We start from the raw sequence: 16897 nt of genomic DNA, 5'->3' as shown, positions 1-16897 counted from the left end.
TGGTGCTGTGCCAGCATTTGGAGATCCTTCACTGCGTTCAGGATGACGAAAGCTCCAGACTCATGGTGAAATTACAAATCAATCACATAGTTTAATGATAGTACAGTTAGTTTTTATTGTGTCATTTTATGGTTTTTTTATGCAATTCTAGGCAGGAAAAGCTTACTCTTTCAGTCAGCCTTTGGTATGGTATTAAAAGAAGTTCCAGATTTTTTACAAGGATGTGAATATGTCTGACTTACAACGATTACCTAATAAACTTCATCACTTTGTTTGGCATTTCATCAAACAAAGCCCCTTGACTTACGTTCTCTTTTTTATAGCGCCCGTGGCAATGATCCTGGAAAGTAATGTTATTCCATACTCCTTAAAAATGATTGTCGATGGGATCTCAAATCATCAAGGTGGTCGAACAACCATATTTCAGGAGATTGCCCCTGCCTTATGGTTAGGGGGAGGCGCCTGGTTTGGTTTTATACTTATTTTGCGCCTACAGAATTGGTGGCAGGCTTATATTGTTCCACAATTACAAGCCAATATACGTATGACGGTATATGGCTATTTGATTCAACATTCACATCATTTTTTTTCAAATCAGCTAGCAGGGAACCTGGCAAATAAAATTAGTGACTTGCCACGGTCAATAGAAGCGATACGTAAAATCATTTCCTGGAATGTACTGACTACCTTTGCAGCGATAATCGTGTCGATGATTTTTATGTTAACAATAAATAAATGGTTCGCATTGATTTTATTAACCTGGATCGTAGTTCAATTAACAATCAGTTTATATTCCGCAAAGCATATCAACACTTTAGCCAAGCGTAATTCAGAAGATAAAAGTGAATTGAACGGAAAAATAGTTGATTCTTTAAGCAATATAAATACCGTGAAACTCTTTGCCCAAAACGAATATGAAAAAAAGTACATCTGGAATACTCAAAACAAGGAAATTCAGAGTAATAAACGATTGGTTCTGTTCATTAATTTATTTCGACTTCTGGTAGATATACCAGTAAGTATCATGCTCGTTCTCATGATTTATTCAGTAGTCAGTTTTTGGCAAAGACAATTAATCAGTACTGGTGATTTGGTCTTTATCTTCACAACCTCATTTGCCATCATGAATCAAATGTGGAATCTCAGCAATGCCCTGTCCGATCTCTTCATTGAAATCGGAATAGTGAAGCAAGCTTTAGCACTTTTATCATTACCTATAGAAGTTAAAGATAAACCAGATGCAAAAGAATTAAAGATTACCCAGGGAGAAATCAGATTTGAGGACGTAACCTTTCATCATAAAGAAGGGCTCAAGTTATTCAATAACAAATCATTGATTATTCCAGCAAAACAAAAGGTAGGGCTGGTAGGTTATTCAGGTAGCGGCAAAACCACTTTTATTAATTTACTGCTGCGCTATTTCGATATACAAAGCGGGAAAATACTAATCGATAATCAAGACATTAGCCAAGTCACCCAATATTCACTCAGAAAAGCAATAAGTATGATCCCGCAGGATACTCATCTATTTCATCGTACCTTACTAGAAAACATCAAATACGGTAAAGAAGACTCAACAAAAGAAGAGGTATTCACCGCCTCATATATGGCCAATTGCATTGATTTCATTCAAAATCTGTCCAAAGGCTTCGATACCATGGTAGGCGAACGAGGTACCAAGCTATCCGGAGGACAAAGACAAAGGATAGCCATAGCTCGAGCATTCCTGCATCATACCTCAATCCTCGTTCTCGACGAAGCAACATCCCAACTCGACTCACTAACAGAAGAATACATCCAAGAATCATTAAAACCGCTCTGTGAAGATAAAACCACCATAGTAGTAGCCCACAGATTATCAACGCTCCTCAACATGGATAGAATCCTCGTTTTCGATAAAGGAGTAATAGTAGAAGACGGAACGCATGAAGAATTAATCGAGCAAAATGGTCTATATAAATCAATGTGGGATGCGCAGACGGCTGGGTTCTTGCCGGAAGAGTTGAAAGAGGGCATCGTCCGCAACGAGTTTGAACGGCCGTATTTGGCGCATCTTGAACTTTCATAAAGTCAAAAAAATGCTCATGTACTATATGTACACTCCGCTTTTTTTGACTTTAAGAAAGTCCAACCTGCACTCAAATCCGACCGTTCAAATGAGTCTGAAAGTTTTTGGCGCATCTTGAACTTTCTTAACGTCAAAAAAATGCTCATGTACTATATGTACACTCCGCTTTTTTTGTCATTAAGAAAGTACAACCTGCACTCAAATCCGACCGTTCAAATGAGTCTGAAAGTTTTTGGCGCATCTTGAACTTTGATAAAGCCCAACCTGCACTCAAATCCGACCGTTCAAAAGAGTCAGATTGTATTTTGTCTATAGGTAAAAGCTTTAAAAAATGGATACTGGCAGAGCAGGTGGTTGATAACAAAAAACAGTAATCCAATACTCAGTGGCAGAATCAGATTATTGGTTGTTAAACTGAGACTTATACATATTAATACAGAGCGTATAATTTCCAGCCATTGGAATGTACGTTTGCCGTTTGCGACAATTCCCAGAATTAAAAGGGTCAATAATACTATTGCGCCAATGATCCAGGAGTGTATCGAGTAAGGATCATAAGTTAACGATAAATAAGTAAATATAATCACTGCGACTGTTGTATTTAATAGCATATAAAGCATAGGCGACTTGGTATTCAGAGGCATATGAGGTCTTTTGACTGTAGGAGAATGCTCCTTTTCCAGTTGTTTTATGATCCATTCCGGGGGCATAAAAAAGGCACGCAGAAGTGTGAATTTATTATTAAGATTTTTACCGTAATAAAAAAGATCTTTTATTACTTTTATATTGGCGTAAAAGGGATTCCATGAGTCAAGAGGTTCTGTGACCCCATATTCGACCGGAGCACCTTCAGGCTCAAAAGTCCCAAATAATTTGTCCCAGATAATTAAACTGCCCGCATAATTTTTATCGATGTATTGAGGGTTTCTACCATGATGAACACGGTGATGAGAGGGGGAATTAAATATCTTTTCAAACCAGCCCATTTTATTGATCGTTTGGGTGTGAATCCAGAATTGGTATATCGTATTGATACTGGCAACCACGGCAAACATCCAGGTTGGAAAACCAATCAAAGCTAATGGCAAGTAAAATACCCAGGAAGTCAAAGTCTGAAAAAAACCCTGTCTTAAGGCAACTGATAAATTATAATGCTCACTTTGGTGATGAACGGAATGGCCTATCCAAAAAAAGTTATTTCTATGGCTGACTCTGTGAAACCAGTAATAGAAGAAATCCACGCCTATCCATAGTAAAAACCATGAAATGACGGAGTGTGTGTTAATATTAAAAAACGCATAATGTTCGTATAAGTAATAATAACTGTAAATGATTAAGCCTCTGACGGGCAGAGCACCTGTTTCTTCAAGAATCCCGCTACAGAAATTATTCACCGAATCATTTAAGTGATACAGGGATTTTTTTTTATAAAAGGAAATCAAACATTCCAGCCCTATTAGAACCAGGAACATAGGTGTTGCATAAACCATGAAATTGATATCCATAAATACCCCTTGTGTATCCATGAAATTAGGGTCTGTTAACAATTGTTTTATAACCCCTACGTACCGCGGACAAGCCGCGGTACGTGGACCTTTAAGGAGAATTAACACATTGAAATGTCAACAGATTCTAATACGGCTGTTTTTAATTTCTATCTAATTTTTTAGTGAATGTAAATGATGATATTGATATTTATCCATTTTTTTTGTTTAAAGTACCTGCAATAATGGCTCACAGTAGATTGAACTGCTTTTTCTAGTATTAATAATGGAATACCATTTAAAGGATAATTGATGCACCAGGAACAGAATTCTCCAAACATAAATCCAGTCTTGATTTTTATCATCTTATTGATGATGGCATTGATGCAAATGACTACGGATCAGTATGTCCCTTCCTTACCAGCCATGACTCAGTTTTTTAAGAGTAATGAAGCAACCATTCAATTAACGCTGACTTTTTTTATGTTGGGTTTGAGTATTTCTCATGTGTTCTATGGGCCTTTATCTGATCGGATCGGACGCAAGCCGCCACTGATGTTCGGAGTCGGTTTGAGTATTATTGGCAGTATTTTTTGTTTTATGGCACCTTCGACGACGCTATTAATTTGGGGTCGTTTTTTACAGGGTTTTGGTATTGGGTGCTGTAATTCAGTTGGACGATCATTGGTTCGCGATCTGTTTACTGACCGATTGCTGGCGAAAATTGGTTCTTATGTCGGGATAGTAAGCATTTTTATAATGGCTGCTTCTCCCACATTGGGTGGATACATACAAGAGCATGCCGGGTGGCGGGCTAATTTTTTATTTTTAATTGTGTTTGGCATCGTAGTGTGGAGCATGGCACTCATTATTCTTCCAGAAACCAACAAACATCTTAATCCTGATGCAACCAAATTAAGGGTTATGGGTACTAATTATTGTACATTAATCAGTAATAAAGTTTTTTTAGGTTATACACTATGTGCCTGTTTTGCTTGTGCTGGCCTGGTTGCCTATCTCACAATTGCTCCGTTTTTATTTCAGAATAGTTTAGGGTTAAGCCCGCTCGAATTTGGTCAATTAACTTTTTTCATCGCGGGAGCAATTTGTGTCAGTGGTATTATAAACAGTCAATTAGTCATGCTTAAAGGTATCTCCTATATGGTATTTACCGGAGTGCTCTTTATGATTATCGGCGGACTCAGTCTGTTGCTTCTTGCGGTAGCTGGAGTAACGCATGTTTTGAGTGTCATGATTCCTGTTGCACTGTTTAGCATGGGAGCAGGCTTTACCTTCATTAACGCTTTTGCTGGTGCTTTTCATCCTTTTCCACAAATGGCTGGAACAGCGGGGGCATTGTATGCCAGTATGCAGGATTTGAGCGCAGCCGTTACCAGTGGCTGCATCGCTGTGTTTAAAGGGTACGGGCAAATTTCTTTGGCTATAATATTACTGACATTGGGTTTATGTTCATTAGCCGCATGGTATTATTTAGCGATTCGAGACGAGACGCCTTCAAATTAAGAGGACATTATGAAAATAACTGACGCACAATTAAAAGAAATTGTTTGTAAATTATCGGGTGCTAAAGCTGATGAAATTAATGATGACACCGCATTAATAGAAGATTTGCAACTGGATTCTTTGAAAATTGTAGAATTACTGGCGATATTGAGTGAGGATTACCAGATTCCCGTCTCTGAAGAGGACGCGATGAAATTTCACACGTATAAAAATTTATTTGATTTTACGCAACAATAAAATGATCTTATGGTAGATGAAATACTGCTCCAAAGATTATTTCAGTGATTATGTAATACAAAAGTAAACTGTATGAGGATGCTAATAGTTTTCAAGCATTTGTGTTTTATCGTCATCACTGTCGTATAAAAAACACGTCATCCCGAGTGTAACGAGGGATCTCCTGAATGTGGCAGGAAGGTATGTTTCGTGCCATTTTCAGGGGATCCCTCACGATGTTCGGTATGACGTTGTGTTCAGGATGATGTCCTGTTGTGAGTGCATAATAGAATAGAATGTGCGCTATGGTTTAAACAACTTCCAGTAATGCGCAAGCAGCTATTCCTCCGCCTCCGGCAGCGACCAGAAGTACCTTATCTCCAGATTTAATCGGTGAATTCACTCTTAAATCCTCAAGAGCTATTCCTACGCTGGCCCCGGAAGTATTACCTGTTTCTTCAACAGTCTTGATTACTCGTTCATCAGGAAAACCCAATTGTTTTGCAACCGACAGAACCAGATTTTTATTTCCTTGATGAGGAACTAGCCAATCGATATCTGTTGGGCTCATATTCAGTTCTTTAAGAAACATTTTGGCACTGTCAACCATTCCATGAACTGCTTTCACAAACAGAGCGGTACTTTCACGTATGGTGATATAAAATTGATCCGGATTGGTACATAAAGACGCCGGTAACCGTGACCCACCTGCGGGTGTTGAAACGGTATCACTGACTTCACCATCAGCAAATAATGCGGAGGCAATAAAGCGAAATTCAGCTTCTGCCGTATCCTGGGAAACAATACACGCAGCGGCTCCATCTCCAAACAGAACGCTGGTGGCAAAATTATTCTTATTTAAAAATTTGGAGCGAATTTCACTGGCTATCAGTAATATCGCTCCTAAACCAGCTTGTGCAATAGCAGCACTGGTATGCAAACCTACTACAAAACCCGCGCAGGCGGCGCCCACATCAAAAGCGCCTGCACGGTCTAATCCCAACCTATATTGAATCAGGGGGCTTGTAGGAGGCGCTATATAATCTCCAGAGATGGTTGCGAGAATAACCTGGGTTATTTTATTTTTTTCGTCAGGTTTTTCAGAAAACAATCGTTCAGCAGCGCTCACCGCGAGATCACTGCAGGCTTGATCTTCATTGACCCAGCGTCGGTTTCTAATCCCGGTAGAAAATCCAATCAAGGCAGGGTTTTGGCTGCTGTTCATCCAATTCAGGACGTCCTGATTGCTCATTACTCTTTCAGGCAGGGCAATATAAGGGCCTTTAAGATAAATTGGTTTTTCTGCGCGTAAGAAATTCATTATGCCAATCCTTAAAAATCAATGGAATCGTGTATACTCGTGGATGCAACTGCTGAACTCAGGATAATACTCCTTCAGAGCTCATTAAAGGCAAACCCCCGCTTACAGTCACTACTGAACCGGTCATGAATGACGTCAGGGAAAGAAGGGGATCCATCGCTTCAGCAACTTGAGCAGGCTCTCCCATGGTTCCTTGTGGAATAATTTTTGATACTTTTTCCTGATAGACCGGGTTGTTCCAGAACTGTTCTGTTCGGGACGTTTTAATCAAACCCACTCGCAATATATTGGATAATATATTTTTTGCGCTGTAATCTACGGCTAAATTAAGAAACAGTCCTTCCAGAGCAGCTTTTGCCGCGCAATAAGCCGGATATCGGCTTGTTCCTGTTACAGAGGATAGACTTGAAATAAGAACCAGTCGTCCCAATTTATTAAGAAGCATGGACGCAATGACCTTTTGAATCAGCCATATATTGCCATTAATATTAATATCGATGTACGTTCGTACTGCATTGTAAGGCAAGGCATGCAATTTGCGTAATTGAGGTACTCTGGTGAAGGCATTAAGTACTAACCCATCCAGTGGTTGCTGTATTATCTGTTCTAATTCTTTTTCACAACGTTCAGGCTGAGCAAAGTCATAGACAAAACCCGTTACCTTCATTTTTTGAAGCTTATAGTGTTCCAAAGTCTGATTGAGACTCTGCTCATTAGAACAGGTGATAATAATCGTATCGCCCATTTGAATGCGTCTTTTGGCTATGGCCTGGGCAATATCTGAGGAACCTCCGGTAATTAACAGATTCATTTTGCCCCCAAATCTTTAAGGTGTTGTTCTATACTTGCTCTGGTTTCATAATGCTCTTTGATCAAGGGGATGACGGGGATTTTAATTTGAAACTCATGCTCAAGTTCCAGAATTAACAAGGCCAACATTAAACTATCCAGTCCTCCCTGTTCGAGTGGTGCATGCTTGTCTTGAGGAAGATTTCCCAGCCCAATTCGTTCAAAAGCGTTTTGAATTCTATCGCTCAACATGGTGTGATTCCTTCTGATCAAAATTCATAGTGTTTGCCTGCAACGTTTTTCTGTCCAGTTTACCGTGTTGATTTCGTGGTAATGAATCCAGAATACGTGCGCTAATGGGTATTTTTCTGGGGAGTAGATGCTGTTGAATGTGTTCCGTTAACTGCTGCTCAGTCAGACTGGAGGATAGAGTGCCTCGCTCGAAACAGGCGATTAATCGGGTGCCATAAAGTTCATCCTCTACAGGTACCACAATGACTTCTTTAATCTCCTTCATTTGACACAGTTTTTGTTCAATTTCAGCCAGGTTTACTTTTTCGCCGCCAATGTTCACCTGATTATCTCGCCGCCCTTTGATCGCGACTAATCCACTGGGGAGTATCTCGGCAATGTCGCCTGTATGCAGCCAGCCATTGTGTATCTTTTCATTCTCGTCATCCCCCAGATAGCCTAACATCATCTGACTGCCCTGTAGCAATAATTCCTGGTCTTCGGACAGTTTTACTTGCCAGTCCCCTACGGGGTAACCGGCATATTGTTCATAAAAAAGAGGATCCCGACTCGAATAGGTCAGTACACGTGGTGATGCCTCAGTCAAACCGTAATTGTTATAAATTATGGCCTGGGTAAACAGTGCATTTAATTCTGTTCGTAAAGTAGTAGGCAGGGGGGCGCCCGCAGAAACTATAGCTGTAATTTGTTTGGCATGTTCTGGATAAGCAGCTGCCATCCTACTGATGGCTACCCAATGAGACGGTACTCCACTCCACATTTGAGGAATGGGTCCATGTTCAAGAATGTTCTTGAGATCAGTAAATTGTGAGACCAGTTTGGTTGTATGGCCGCACATTAAACCGGGCAGTAATTGCCCTAATAATCCATAGGAATAGGACAGTGGTAAAAAGAGCAATTGACTCTTAACGTTTGGAAAATTCAGGGCCTTAATCACTGCCAGACAATTGGATTCAATATTTTTAGCGGATAACTGGACTGCCTTTACTTGTCCGGTTGTGCCGGACGTGAACAGGATCAACGCGAGCAGTGGATGATGTCTGGTAGTTTTCTTTTCATAAAGTTCCAATAAATTTCCATTGCTGTCCACGGTCATCGCTGTGTCCAGAATGGACAGTCTGTTTTGCAATTCCTGTTCTGATAAAGTAGTGGGACAAAGGGCCACTGGTTTATCACACTGCAAAGCAGCCAGGAGTTGAATCACAAACTGGATGCTGTGGGTCGCTGTAAGCAGGAGTATGCCTTCTGGTAACTTGTGTACTTGATTGGCCAGACGCGTTACTTCCTCGTGCAATTGTGCATAAGAAAGGTGTAACTCTCCTTCTACAAGCGCTGTTTTTTCAAGAAATTTATTGGATATAAGATGCATGTGCTCAATCCTTATTCTTATTTAATTGCCAGGAAGCTATGACTGGCAAAGAATTATCCAATAAATACTTACGACAGAAGTTTCTACGTATTTTTCCGCTGGTAGTATGAGGTATTGCATCAGGTGAAATGAACACGATTCTATTGATTTCCAGTTGATGTATTTGATAGGTGAGTTTGAATATGGCGTTAAATAATTCATCCTGGGCAGCAGCATCCATGTGTTCCTCTCTGAGCTCACATACTACGGTGAGTTCATATTCCTGTTCATTTTGAATCACAAATGCCGCACATTTCCTCAATAGTGAACGTAAGGGCGAATGAAGCAGACTGTACTCTATATCTTGAGGATAATGGTTTTTACCATAAAGAATAATTAAATCTTTGATCCTTCCAGTAACATAGAGATCATCATCGTGGATGAAGCCCAGATCACCAGTCCTTAAATAGGACAGGCCTGTTTCGTCGCCTTTGATTTTACCGTTAAAGGCATGCTCCGTTTCTTCTTTTTGATCCCAGTAACCGAGGGTGACGCTGTCGCCATGAACCCAGATTTCTCCTACTTGATCACGGTCACAGAGTACTAAAGTATCCGGATCAACAATTTTAACGGTTTGAGCCATTGCGCCACAACCAACCAGAACATGGCTGCCAGGGCTATTCTCTGGTGCAAAATGGACACGATGATCGCGGTAGTGTTCTTTATCCAGAGTAAGTGTCTTGAAATGTTGTCCAGGTGTTCCACAAGTAACCACTAAGGTTGCTTCTGCCAAGCCGTAGCAGGGATAAAAGGATTCCATACGAAAACCATAGTCTTTAAAGGCTTGATAAAAATGTTCCATGGTTACTTTACTGACTGGTTCTGCGGCATTTGAAGCGATTTTCCACGAGCTTAAATCCAATCCTTGTTTTTTTTCTTCCTTTATTCGTTTAACGCAGTAATCGTAAGCAAAATTAGGACTTCCGCTAATGGTCACTTTATATTTGGTAATATTGGTTAACCATGAAAGAGGACTTTCTAAAAATGAAAATGGCGACATCATAATGATCGGGAGCATTCTATATATGGGCGTTAAAATATAGCCGATTAAGCCCATATCATGATGCGGTGGCAGCCAGCTGAACAAGACACTCTCGTCATTGACTTGAAAGTGAGTGCACATCAGTTCAAGATTATGGATTAAATTACCGTGACTGACCATCACGCCCTTGGGATGCATGGTTGAACCCGAAGTATACTGAAGAAAGGCAATATCGTTTTTATTTAGTACCGGAGGATCCCAATCAGCGCCTTTATCTGAATTGATGGAGTCGACAGTAATACAGGGAATTTGAGCAAAATGTCCGTTTGAATCCGATCCTGCATCAGAGAATTGTTTCAAGTGTGCCGCTGTCAGTAATACGAAACGCGGTTTGGAATTTTTAATAATACGTTGCGTTTTTTCGAGTAGTTTTTCCTGTGCCGGAGGGTAGATTGGAACCGCTATGCAACCGGCATAAAGGCATCCAAAAAAGGCATGGATCAAAGGGAGTCCCGGAGAGAATAATAACAGCACCCGGTCACCCTTGTTTACTCCTCGCGCTTGTAATGCGGCGGCTATGGCTCTTGCGTGCCCATCCAATTCAGCATAATTCATCGTGTGCTCTATCCCTTTATTGAGAAAGGTACAGATGCTTTTCTGAGGACTGCTTAAGGCTCTAAATCTCAAAACCTCAACCAAAGACTGACATTGTTTCAATTCTATACTCATCATAAGTCCTTAGTGTTCAAATGGTACATCTAAAGTTTATAGATTCGCCGTGCTTCAGTTCTCTGATTTGGTGTAATTGCCATATGGCAATGTTGGGTAGCGTGTTATATTTTTTCATTTAACGATCCTTGTTAAACAGGGTTTTGGTTTGTTACGTTTTGACGTATTGCAGTACTTGTGCAGCATAGGACAATCCGCCACCGACACTCATTAATAGAATTTTTCCTGATCTATCAAATTTATTTTCTTCTACAGCCCGTGCAAGGGTATAGGCTATGGAAGCTCCTCCGATGTTTCCAATGGTATCGGAATCCCATAGTACTGTTGTATTTTTGAATTGATTTTCATCCAGAAGCAGATCGATTAATTTACGATTAACCTGATGTGGAATTACCCAGGTAATTTCATTTCGTTCCTGTTCTGTAGGGAGAATATGGGTAATCATTTCGGTATATCGTTTATAAGCCAGCTCCTTTAACAACGCTTCATCGCCGAGCAAATGATATCCTATATTATCTAATTGCTCCTGAGTTGGTGGGAAGACTCCTTGAGTGGTGAATGCCTCAACATAGGCCCCATCTGTTGAAAAAAAACTTTGTTCTACTGTAAATGAACCCTGGTCTGATTGTTCAAGAAATAATGCTGCGGCGCCATCAGCCAGACCGATCCAGGTTTTTTCATTTTCGGGATCGATTACTTTTGATAAGGTCTCAGCACAACTCACTAAAACATTTTTATAGCCTAATGCCATTAACGCATAAGCTAAATGCAAGGTGGATAATGAAGTAGAACATCCAGTTTTCAAATCATAAGCGGGTGCGTTTAAACCCAGCTCACCTAATACAGCTGCTGCTTGAGATCCAGTAAACCGTTTATTGGTCGTAGAACCTAAAAGGAATGAGGCAATATGTTCGGGTTTATAAGTCTCAATTAACTTTTTTACTGCCCCCGCTGCCAGCGATTCAGCGGTCAGATTTCGTGACGCATCCAGGGATTCCCAGGGTTTGTGACACCAGTAGCGGGTATAAAAACCAAATTCTTCACCTATTTTTTCAGCGAATTTTTCAAGAAAGGCGGGAGATTGTTTTGCCGTCCTCGGAAAATTCTGCAGAATTTCCAAATTGGTAATTGGGTCAGATTCAGGTAAGATTCTTGAAGCAGCGGAAATATTAAATCGAATATTAGGTTTTAAAATATCCATGACTTGTGTTCACCTCTGAACGTATTTGGGTGATGTGATGTTATTGAAACTACACTTTTTTGTAGGACTAGATCAAGTTTATTTTTTTCACTGTATTCAAAATTAGTATGTCATAATTTAATTAAGATTAGTCTATATTTTACTGGTTGATACATATTTGATCAATTTAGGGGGTTAGATGTCTTTACAGTCTTCTGAGAAAGCTTCCATGAAATGGATAGAAAGTTTGATTGATGCCCATAGTTTTCTCCCACTGGGATCAGAATATACTCCTGAACATCAGACTCATTTGAAAGTGGGTGCTGAAGTGATTACCGGATTGGCAAAGGTAAATCATCGGCCCGTTGCTGTATACGCGCACAATACTGGAGAGAATCGAGGTTATGTGACTCGTGAAGGCGCGATAAAAATTGTTCGATTGATGGACAAGGCAAGAGACTTAAAGATTCCTGTAATTGCTTTTCTGGCCTCTCCAGGTATCTCTCTGGATTTGTTAAGTGGCGACGAATACACCCAAATCATCAGTAGAAACATCTCATTATCCGGTTTGGTTCCTCAGCTTGCCGTCATATCTGCGCCTACTCTTGGAGCTCCCGCTTACTCTGCGGTATTAATGGATTTATTGTTTTTTAATAAACATCGCAGTTATCTGATGGTTACAAGTCCAATGGTAGTCCAGCAGGCCATAGGTGAAAAAGTATCGATGAGTGAATTAGGCGGTACTGGAATGCATGCTACGACTACAGGCATAGCGGATTTTGTGGATGACAGCACGGCTGCTCAAATCAATCATGTGAAATTGCTGTTGAATTTTTTACCTTCACATGCCAATGAACTCCCACCTCTGCATTCAGCTCATGAACCGGTACATCCAATGCCTGTGATCCCAGCCAATCCACGCTTACCGTTTAATATTCTGGATTTGATTCACGCTGTTGTTGATAATTCTGAAGTCATTCAATACAAACGATCTTATGGTCAGGCAATGATATGTGCTTTTGTTCATATTAATGGCTATGCCGTTGGCTTGGTTGCCAATCAAAGCATACGTTTTAGTGGAGCGATTGATTCTGACGCTGCACAAAAAACGTCTAAATTCATCCGAATCTGCGATGCCTATTCGATTCCTATATTGACCCTAATCGATGTGCCGGGCTTTATGCCGGGTAAAAGGGAAGAGCATAAGGGATTGCTCCAACATGGAGCCAGGCTGTGCGTGGCCATGCAGACCAGAGTGCCGAGAGTTAGTGTTGTTGTTCGGAAATGCTATGGCGCTGCAGCCTTTTTGATGATGCAAACCAAATCTCAGAATGGAGATTTGGTCCTGGCATTGGAAACCGCAAGTTTAGGAGTAATGGGTAAAGAAACAACCAAAAAAGTGCACACTACGGATGGTCAGGCTCAGGATCACAAAATGGATCCGACATCAGAACATGCATCATCAATCGATGAATCACTCGCCGAAGCCTACTCTTTGGGAATAATTGATGAAATCATTAAACCCATGCAGATACGTGCGCGATTGGCACAACATCTGGAGTTTTTATATAGAAAAATGCACCAAATGCCTGATGCTCGTCATTCAATTGTATAAGGAACATTTATGTCTTCCCTTGATGATTTGGTTCAATTATTAGAGTCCTTCGAAGTCTATCTGGGGAATCCTGAACAACCCCAAACCCCCATTAATTTTAAACAGATAGTACTACATGATGAGCAGGAAACGCTTGACTGGAAGCATTTAAATTACATTCGAGACTGGGGCTTTATGAATTACATTATCCCGCAGAATTGTGACGGAGCATTGAATGGTCTGGATGAGGTTTATTTGCTGAGCAAATTAATTGCCAGAAGAGATATTACTGTCGCTATTGCTCTGGGATTATCTTTTTTTGGTGCTTTGCCTTTTTGGATTTCCGGTACCGCAGATCAGAAAAAATCTTTGGCAGGGCTCATTAAAAAGGGGAGCATTGCAGCTCTGGCTTTAACTGAAGAAACTCATGGATCAGATTTGACCTCAAATGAAGTTATTGCTCAACCAGTGCAAGACGGTTGGGAGCTTTCAGGCCAAAAATGGTGCATTAATTTTGCTACTGAGGGAGATTTGGTTTCAGTCTTGTGTCGAACTCATGAAAAGGGCGGGCTTTTAGGTTTTGGTCTGTTTTTTATTGATAAATCCTTAATTGACACAGGGTTTACACCAATACCGAAACTCCCTACGCATGGAGTCAGAGGCTTGGATATCAGTGGTTTTGTCCTGGATAAGCTCCGATTGCCTAAAGACTCATTAATAGGTACCACACAAAGCGGTTTGGAACTTACCTATAAAACTTTTCAAATTTCGAGAACTTTATGTGCCGGTTTATCGGTAGGCGGAGCCGATACTGCATTGCGGTTGGCTCTTTCTTTTAGTTTGGACAGACAATTATACGGTAAGCCCGCTTATGAAATCCCTGCGGTGAAACAACGATTAGGGGAATTGTTTACCCAATTGTTAATCGCAGATTGTACTTCTCTTTGTGTCCTTAGAGCATGCACTGTGTTTCCTGAAAAGTTAAGTTTTTGGTCGGCGATTATCAAGTTTTTGATTCCTCAACTGTGCGAGGATCTCGTCGAACAATGCGGGATTATTTTGGGAGCCAGAGGTTTTTTAAGAACGACTCCGTGGGCTATATTTCAAAAAATCAGGCGTGATATTCAGGTTGTGGGCTTATTTGATGGAAGTACTCAAGTCAATTTATCCCTGATTGCAGGTAATTTATTACCTCAGGTACGGATGCGTGGTACCAATGCGCTGGTTGACTCGGAACAACTGAAACGGATGTTTCATCTGGAATCCCCCTGTCCTCCATTTGAAGGGGATAATCTGAGTCTTTTTACCCATGAAGAAGACGATGTGTTTGCCGGATTAATGCAACTGGATTGTGAGCCCATCAATCATCTTATTGCTGCTGTTCGAGATGAAATTAAGAACTTGGATCAACAGATTAGCCAACTTAGAGAACAAAAGGTATTTGACGCACGAAGCCTGCCCGCCTTTCGTTTGGCAGAACATTATTGCTGGATATATGCTGCCTGTTGTTGCCTGCAGTTTTGGTATCACAATCACAATGTACTGAGTGATGAATTAAAAGATATAAACTGGCTCAATTTAGCAATACAATTCATCATGAATAAGCTGGACTCATCTCGCCTGATAGAACGTGGTTTACAAGAAAAGATGGCTGATCATTTATGTGCTTATTATCAGCAAAAAAAATTATTTGCTGTAATATCAACGAAGATAGCGGAGTAGTGTGGATGAATTGGAAAAAGATGTTAATTGCTGCAATGACTAAAAATAAGTACAAAGCGTTTCTTAAAGATACCAAGTTCCCTGAGCAGGCAAGAGACCGATTATGGACAAAAGAAATTATTCCTTTACTGCGCCAATCGACTTATTGGCCTCCTGTTCTTGAACATAAGAAATCATTGGATCTAGATGAGTTTGCACTAACTCATTATGAGGATTATGAGGAAGGTCTATTAGCCGCTCAGAACATGCATATTCAGCCTTTCAATGGTGAAGAATTAATTTTTTGGTCAGAGACTTCAGGCACAGCTGGCGCCAGGAAATTTTTTCCGATTACCGCTTCATTTCAAAAACAGTTTCAACGAACCATGCCACCTTATATATACAGCCTGACGCAGCGATTCAAGAATTTGTTCAAGGAAAAATTGGTGTATCTGGTTGCTGTAAATACGAACAAAACAACTCCTGCAGGTACTCCTTCTGGATGGATAAGTAATTTTAACTACCGTCATCTTCCTTCGTTTATAAAGCGATTTTATGCGATGCCGGACGAAGTCTTTGCTAATGATGAAGTCTATGAACAATGGGCTCCCTTGTATGCGCTGGCTTGTGATTTAAGTGCCATGTTTGCGGTAACTCCCATGGTTATTGATACCTTTTACGATCGATGTGTTGAAGGTTTTCATCTTTATCTTCCCTATTTGGTGGGCGAGAAAGCAGTTCCAGCTGGATTGCCTCCAGTTCAAGTAACCCAGGTTCGCCAAGATTATTTAAAGAAATTGGCAGTCAATAAATCTCCTCTGAGTTTTAATGAGTTATGGCCATCTTTGGAACTTGCAGGGTGCTGGACTTCGGGACTTTGTGAATTCCCTGCTCAGCAATTGCAAAAACGCATGGGGGATAAGATAAGTCTGGTTGATGGAACCTATTCCGCTACGGAAGGTTGGCTGACTGTGCCACTGGAAGAGGGGGTGTTGGGAGGAGTATTGCATCCGGGGGCTCATATTGTCGAGTTTATTGAAGAAGGTAAGGAGCTGGATAAAAATAATCTTTTGCAGAGCTGGGAGTTGGAAGTAGGGGTGAATTATGAAGTGTTTTTGACTACAGCTATGGGGTTTGTGCGTTATCGGCTAAAAGACGTAGTACGATGTACTGGTTATTTGAATAAGGCACCCAGATTGGAGTTTTGTTATAAAACCCAATTACTGAAATTGGAAAGTTGCGCTGTAACCGGGCAGGAGTTGCAGTCCATGTTGCAGGAAGCTGATTTTAAAATGGCACCACACTGGTTTTTTGCGCGAAACAGTATTGGGAATCGAATCGTTTTGGTAACGGATAATAAGATGGAACTACCCGAAGCAATCCTGGCAGATTTGCATCATCATTTAATGCAAATCAGTCCAACCTATGCTCATAGTATGGAAACCGGCGAAGTGATTCCTATGACCTTGCTTCAACTACCTGAAGACGAATTATTGGCAGGTGTTCATGCTCAGACAAAACCAAAATTAATTTCACAGCAGGTTATCGCGGAGAGATGATAAGTTGGTACATTGATTCTTGAGCGCGCGGTAACTCAGTAAGCTTTCGTTGCGATTTAAAGAGTAACTGCATGAATAGTACATCCTTGA

Annotated in this window: 13 protein-coding genes; 6 read left to right on the top strand and 7 right to left on the bottom strand. The window is 40.7% G+C overall.

What is annotated here, in order from left to right; translation table 11 throughout:
* Window positions 1-229 precede the first annotated feature (229 nt).
* The gene (locus Lqua_RS17370; protein ID WP_058475550.1) at window positions 230-2068 is read left to right on the top strand and encodes an ABC transporter ATP-binding protein; all 1839 of its coding nucleotides are present in this window, start codon (window positions 230-232) and stop codon (window positions 2066-2068) included.
* Between the two features lie 293 nt (window positions 2069-2361).
* On the opposite strand, the gene Lqua_RS17365 is transcribed toward Lqua_RS17370, so the two are convergent.
* Entirely contained in the window at window positions 2362-3573 is a 1212-nt protein-coding gene (locus Lqua_RS17365; protein WP_058475549.1) for a sterol desaturase family protein, read from the bottom strand.
* Window positions 3574-3864: 291 nt separating this feature from the next.
* Between Lqua_RS17365 and Lqua_RS17360 the strand changes: the two genes are divergently transcribed.
* Both Lqua_RS17360 and Lqua_RS17355 read left to right on the top strand, forming a co-directional pair.
* Complete coding sequence (locus Lqua_RS17360; RefSeq protein WP_058475548.1) at window positions 3865-5076, top strand: multidrug effflux MFS transporter; 1212 nt, start codon at window positions 3865-3867, stop codon at window positions 5074-5076.
* Between the two features lie 9 nt (window positions 5077-5085).
* Complete coding sequence (locus Lqua_RS17355) at window positions 5086-5313, top strand: acyl carrier protein (protein WP_028384110.1); 228 nt, start codon at window positions 5086-5088, stop codon at window positions 5311-5313.
* Between the two features lie 289 nt (window positions 5314-5602).
* Here Lqua_RS17355 and Lqua_RS17350 read toward each other — a convergent pair whose 3' ends face one another.
* From Lqua_RS17350 to Lqua_RS17325, 6 genes are all read right to left on the bottom strand, one after another.
* Window positions 5603-6613, bottom strand: coding sequence for a 3-oxoacyl-ACP synthase III family protein (locus Lqua_RS17350; RefSeq protein ID WP_058475547.1), 1011 nt, complete (start codon window positions 6611-6613; stop codon window positions 5603-5605).
* Between the two features lie 58 nt (window positions 6614-6671).
* Window positions 6672-7424, bottom strand: coding sequence for an SDR family NAD(P)-dependent oxidoreductase (locus Lqua_RS17345; protein ID WP_058475546.1), 753 nt, complete (start codon window positions 7422-7424; stop codon window positions 6672-6674).
* Window positions 7421-7654, bottom strand: coding sequence for a phosphopantetheine-binding protein (locus tag Lqua_RS17340; protein ID WP_058475545.1), 234 nt, complete (start codon window positions 7652-7654; stop codon window positions 7421-7423). The genes Lqua_RS17345 and Lqua_RS17340 overlap by 4 nt, the downstream gene beginning before the upstream one ends.
* Window positions 7641-9023, bottom strand: a complete 1383-nt coding sequence (locus Lqua_RS17335) for a class I adenylate-forming enzyme family protein (RefSeq protein ID WP_058475544.1) — start codon at window positions 9021-9023, stop codon at window positions 7641-7643. Before Lqua_RS17335 ends, Lqua_RS17340 begins: the two co-directional genes overlap by 14 nt.
* 4 nt (window positions 9024-9027) lie before the next feature.
* Window positions 9028-10773 carry a fatty acyl-AMP ligase gene (locus Lqua_RS17330; RefSeq protein WP_058475543.1) on the bottom strand — a complete coding sequence of 582 codons (1746 nt, stop codon included), beginning with the start codon at window positions 10771-10773 and terminating at the stop codon, window positions 9028-9030.
* A 151-nt stretch (window positions 10774-10924) separates the two neighbouring features.
* On the bottom strand, window positions 10925-11974 hold the full coding sequence (locus Lqua_RS17325; RefSeq protein WP_058475542.1) for a 3-oxoacyl-ACP synthase III family protein: 1050 nt from the start codon (window positions 11972-11974) through the stop codon (window positions 10925-10927).
* Between the two features lie 178 nt (window positions 11975-12152).
* Here Lqua_RS17325 and Lqua_RS17320 point away from each other — a divergent pair, with 178 nt between their 5' ends.
* From Lqua_RS17320 to Lqua_RS17310, 3 genes are read left to right on the top strand one after another with little or no spacing between them, the layout of a single operon-like run.
* Window positions 12153-13568 carry a carboxyl transferase domain-containing protein gene (locus tag Lqua_RS17320; RefSeq protein ID WP_058475541.1) on the top strand — a complete coding sequence of 472 codons (1416 nt, stop codon included), beginning with the start codon at window positions 12153-12155 and terminating at the stop codon, window positions 13566-13568.
* Between the two features lie 9 nt (window positions 13569-13577).
* Window positions 13578-15269 (top strand): acyl-CoA dehydrogenase family protein, encoded by a 1692-nt coding sequence (locus Lqua_RS17315; protein WP_058475540.1) that lies wholly within the window; start codon window positions 13578-13580, stop codon window positions 15267-15269.
* Between the two features lie 5 nt (window positions 15270-15274).
* Window positions 15275-16807 carry a GH3 family acyl-acid amido synthetase gene (locus Lqua_RS17310; protein ID WP_058475539.1) on the top strand — a complete coding sequence of 511 codons (1533 nt, stop codon included), beginning with the start codon at window positions 15275-15277 and terminating at the stop codon, window positions 16805-16807.
* Window positions 16808-16897: the final 90 nt, after the last annotated feature.

The sequence above is a fragment of the Legionella quateirensis genome (assembly GCF_001467955.1).
GTDB classification, from domain to species: domain Bacteria; phylum Pseudomonadota; class Gammaproteobacteria; order Legionellales; family Legionellaceae; genus Legionella; species Legionella quateirensis.
Note: the sequence above shows the minus strand (reverse complement) of the source record. Positions and strands in the feature narration are given on the sequence as shown.

Coding starts and splice junctions, on each gene's coding strand:
- Lqua_RS17360 (WP_058475548.1), top strand. CDS start 3,865: ATGCACCAGGAACAGAATTCTCCAAACATAAATCCAGTCTTGATTTTT.
- Lqua_RS17315 (WP_058475540.1), top strand. CDS start 13,578: ATGTCTTCCCTTGATGATTTGGTTCAATTATTAGAGTCCTTCGAAGTC.
- Lqua_RS17355 (WP_028384110.1), top strand. CDS start 5,086: ATGAAAATAACTGACGCACAATTAAAAGAAATTGTTTGTAAATTATCG.
- Lqua_RS17370 (WP_058475550.1), top strand. CDS start 230: ATGTCTGACTTACAACGATTACCTAATAAACTTCATCACTTTGTTTGG.
- Lqua_RS17320 (WP_058475541.1), top strand. CDS start 12,153: ATGTCTTTACAGTCTTCTGAGAAAGCTTCCATGAAATGGATAGAAAGT.
- Lqua_RS17365 (WP_058475549.1), bottom strand. CDS start 3,573: ATGGATATCAATTTCATGGTTTATGCAACACCTATGTTCCTGGTTCTA.
- Lqua_RS17340 (WP_058475545.1), bottom strand. CDS start 7,654: ATGTTGAGCGATAGAATTCAAAACGCTTTTGAACGAATTGGGCTGGGA.
- Lqua_RS17345 (WP_058475546.1), bottom strand. CDS start 7,424: ATGAATCTGTTAATTACCGGAGGTTCCTCAGATATTGCCCAGGCCATA.
- Lqua_RS17310 (WP_058475539.1), top strand. CDS start 15,275: ATGAATTGGAAAAAGATGTTAATTGCTGCAATGACTAAAAATAAGTAC.
- Lqua_RS17325 (WP_058475542.1), bottom strand. CDS start 11,974: ATGGATATTTTAAAACCTAATATTCGATTTAATATTTCCGCTGCTTCA.
- Lqua_RS17350 (WP_058475547.1), bottom strand. CDS start 6,613: ATGAATTTCTTACGCGCAGAAAAACCAATTTATCTTAAAGGCCCTTAT.
- Lqua_RS17335 (WP_058475544.1), bottom strand. CDS start 9,023: ATGCATCTTATATCCAATAAATTTCTTGAAAAAACAGCGCTTGTAGAA.
- Lqua_RS17330 (WP_058475543.1), bottom strand. CDS start 10,773: ATGAGTATAGAATTGAAACAATGTCAGTCTTTGGTTGAGGTTTTGAGA.